Source organism: Micromonospora zhanjiangensis (genome assembly GCF_042650605.1).
Lineage (GTDB): Bacteria > Actinomycetota > Actinomycetes > Mycobacteriales > Micromonosporaceae > Micromonospora_J > Micromonospora_J zhanjiangensis.
In genome coordinates, this window is sequence record NZ_JBHSBN010000083.1 from 1 (window position 1) to 2,807 (window position 2,807).

A 2,807-nucleotide genomic window follows, 5' to 3' on the forward strand; every position below is an offset into this window, starting at 1 on the left:
GGAGCGGGTCGCCGGTCTGCGGTACACCGACCCGGACGGTGTTGAGCGTGCGGTGCGGGCCCGTTTCGTGGTCGACGCGTCGGGCAACAAGAGCCGGTTGTACTCCAGCGTCGGCGGCACCCGGAACTACTCGGAGTTCTTCCGCAGCCTGGCGCTGTTCGGCTACTTCGAGAACGGCAAGCGGCTGCCGGAGCCGTACTCGGGCAACATCCTGAGCGTGGCCTTCGACAGCGGCTGGTTCTGGTACATCCCGTTGAGCGACACGATGACCAGCGTCGGTGCCGTGGTGCGGCGGGAGATGGCGGAGAAGATCCAGGGTGACCGGGAGAAGGCGCTCCAGGCGTTGATCGCCCAATGCCCGCTGATCTCGGAATACCTCGCGGACGCACACCGGATCACGACCGGCCGGTACGGGCAGCTGCGGGTCCGCAAGGACTACTCCTACCACCAGACGGCCTTCTGGCGGCCCGGGATGATCCTGGTCGGCGACGCCGCCTGCTTCGTGGACCCGGTGTTCTCCTCCGGGGTCCATCTGGCGACCTACAGCGCGTTGCTCGCGGCCCGTTCGATCAACAGCGTCCTGGCCGACGAACTCGACGAGAAGACCGCCCTGACCGAGTTCGAGGCACGCTACCGCCGCGAGTACGGAGTGTTCTACGAGTTCCTGGTGTCGTTCTACGAGATGAACGTGAACGAGGAGTCGTACTTCTGGAAGGCGAAGAAGGTCACCAACAGCGACCACACCGACCTGGAGTCGTTCGTGGAGCTGATCGGCGGGGTGTCGTCCAACGAGACGGCCCTGACGTCGTCGGGCCGGATCGCCGAGCGCAGCGCGGAGTTCGCCGCGGCCGTGGACCGGATGGCCACCAGCGACGACGGCAACATGGCGCCGCTGTTCAGGTCGCGGGTGGTCAAGCAGGTGATGCGGGAGGGCGGGCAGGTGCAGCTCAAGGCGATCCTCGGCGAGGGCGCCGAGCCCGAGCTGCCGCTGTTCCCGGGCGGGCTGGTCGTCTCGCCGGACGGGATGAAATGGCTGCCCTTCCGTCCCGTGGACGCTGACTGACGACATGGACCACGGCATCGAAGAGGTCGCGCCGATCGTGCGGCCGACGGCGAACTACATGTTGCGGACGCACTGCGACCCGCACGAGGACATGTTCGCGCTCCGGGCGTACGGCCCGCTGATCCGCATCGACGGCGAGGGGGCCACGCAGCGCGGCGTGGACTACCTGTGGCAGGCCATGGGCTACGACGTCGTGCGCCAGATCTTCAGTGATCACGAGAACTTCACGACCCGGGTCCGGTTGACCGAGGCGCAGCCGATCAACGGGGAGGGGATCCCCATACCGCCGCAGATGATCGGGCAGATCGGGACGTACGACCCGCCCGAGCACACCCGGTTGCGGGGGATGCTGACCCCGGAGTTCACGGTCCGGCGGATCCGTCGGCTGGAGCCCGCGATCCAGGGTCTCATCGACGACCACATCGACGTGTTGGCGGCCGAGGGGCCGCCCGCGGACGTGCAGGTGCTGTTCGCCGACCCGGTCGGCGGCGGTGTCCTGTGTGAGCTGCTCGGCATTCCGCGGGACGACCGGAACGAGTTCATGCGGCGGATGCGGCAGAACGTCGACCTCAGCCGCGGCTACAAGGCCCGCGCGGCCGACAGCGCGGCGTTCAACCGGTACCTGAGCAGCTTCATCGCCCTGCAGCGGAAGGATCCCGACGAGGGATTCCTCGGCATGCTGCTGCGGGATCACGGCGACGACATCACGGACGAGGAGCTGAAGGGGGTGTGTACCGCGCTCATCCTCGGCGGCCTGGAGACCCTCGCGGGAATGATAGGTTTCGGCGTCCTCGCGCTGCTGGAGCATCCCGACCAGCAACGGTTGCTCCTCGCCGGCCGCGAGGAGTCGGACCGCGTGGTCAACGAGCTGCTGCGGTACCTGTCCGCCCTGCAGCAGCCGACGCCGCGGATGGCCGTCCGGGACGTGGTCGTGGACGGCCAGCTGATCAAGGCGGGGGACATCGTCCTCTGTTCGATTCTCATGGCCAACCGGGACGAGGCGCTGACGCCGAATCCGAACGTCCTCGACGCGAACCGCGAGTCGGGCCCGCACGTCGCGTTCGGGCACGGCATCCATCACTGCATCGGGGCGGCGGTGGCGAGAACGGTGCTGCGAATGGCCTACCAGAGCCTGTGGCGTCGGCTCCCGGGGCTACGCCTCGCCGTACCCGCCGGGGACGTCAAGCTCAGGAACGCGTTCATCGACAGCCCGGATCGGCTACCGGTCGCCTGGTAGCGCACGACGGCGCCGGGCGGCCGCGAACCGGCCGCGACGGATCGGCGCCGGTTCGCCCGACGGAGGGACGGTGGAGATGCCGGTGGAAGAGTTCGACGTGGTGGTGGCGGGTGGTGGGCCGGCCGGTTCGACGGTGGCTTCGCTGGTGGCCATGCCGGGTCATCGGGTGTTGTTGCTGGAGAAGGAGGTCTTTCCCCGGTACCAGATCGGCGAGTCGTTGCTGCCGTCGACGGTTCACGGGGTGTGCCGGCTGCTCGGCGTCACGGACGACCTGGCCGCGGCGGACTTCCGGGTACGACGGGGTGGGGCCTTCCGCTGGGGTGCGCGGCCCGAGCCGTGGACATTCTCCTTCGCCGACTCTCCCCGGCTGGCCGGCCCGACGTCGTTCGCCTACCAGGTCGAGCGGGCGCGGTTCGACGAGATCCTGTTGAACAACGCGAAGCGCAAGGGTGTCGAGGTGCGTGAGGGTTGTTCGGTCACCGGTGTAATCGAGGGCGAGGAGCGGGT

3 protein-coding genes are annotated in these 2,807 nt (G+C 68.4%); all 3 read left to right on the forward strand.

Annotation, left to right across the window (positions count from 1 at the left end):
- Positions 1-1,063, forward strand: a 1,063-nt coding sequence (locus ACFOX0_RS33960) for a tryptophan 7-halogenase (protein WP_377553752.1), incomplete at its 5' end; no start/stop codon positions are given.
- 4 nt (positions 1,064-1,067) lie between these two features.
- On the forward strand, positions 1,068-2,300 hold the full coding sequence (locus tag ACFOX0_RS33965; RefSeq protein ID WP_377553754.1) for a cytochrome P450: 1,233 nt from the start codon (positions 1,068-1,070) through the stop codon (positions 2,298-2,300).
- A gap of 76 nt (positions 2,301-2,376) precedes the next feature.
- Positions 2,377-2,807 (forward strand): tryptophan 7-halogenase (locus tag ACFOX0_RS33970; protein ID WP_377553756.1); only part of this gene is annotated, 431 nt, incomplete at its 3' end.

Excerpts from the sequence above, each read along its gene's own strand:
- ACFOX0_RS33965 (WP_377553754.1), top strand. The coding sequence starts at position 1,068 with ATGGACCACGGCATCGAAGAGGTCGCGCCGATCGTGCGGCCGACGGCG.